General features: G+C 44.7%; 1 protein-coding gene. It reads left to right on the plus strand.

What is annotated here, in order from left to right:
* Positions 1-599 (plus strand): IS66 family transposase (tnpC, locus tag R3X26_RS18845; RefSeq protein WP_317718856.1); only part of this gene is annotated, 599 nt, incomplete at its 5' end.
* Between the last annotated feature and the right edge of the window lie 27 nt (positions 600-626).

The following is a 626-nucleotide window of genomic DNA, read 5'->3' on the forward strand; positions in this document are numbered from 1 at the left end:
GTGCCTACGACACATTGGAAGATGTGACTCAAGCTGCTTGCATGGCTCATGCTCGCCGTAAATTTACCGACGCTCAAAAAGCATCGCCGTCAAAGAAAGCAGGTAAACCTGAAAAAGCATTGAACTATATCGCCAAACTCTATGGTATCGAAAAGCAGGCGAAAGGCTTATCCGTTGCCGAGCGCCAAGCTTTAAGAAGACAACAAGCGCAACCTATCCTGAGTGAGTTCAAAGAATGGCTAGATACGCAAAATGTATTACCAAAAGGGTTGTTAGGTAAAGCCATAACTTACACTCAAAACCAATGGCCGAAACTACTCACTTATTTAGAAGATGGTAACATCAGCATCGATAATAATGTGACTGAACGGGATATTCGTCCCTTCACCACGGGCCGAAAAAATTGGATGTTCTCGACATCCGTTGGTGGAGCACAAGCCAGTGCCAACTTGTACAGCTTAGTGATGACATGTCGTGCCAATGACATTAATCCCTATTACTATTTCCAACACTTGTTCACCGAGTTGCCGAAACGCACTCCAACCGATGATATGTCGGATCTCATGCCGTGGAACATTGAAATCGGTGAAGCTGACTAAGGCTTCACTGGTTCATTAATCGCTTAC

Source organism: Vibrio sp. TH_r3, from assembly GCF_033101115.1.
Classification (GTDB): Bacteria; Pseudomonadota; Gammaproteobacteria; order Enterobacterales; family Vibrionaceae; genus Vibrio.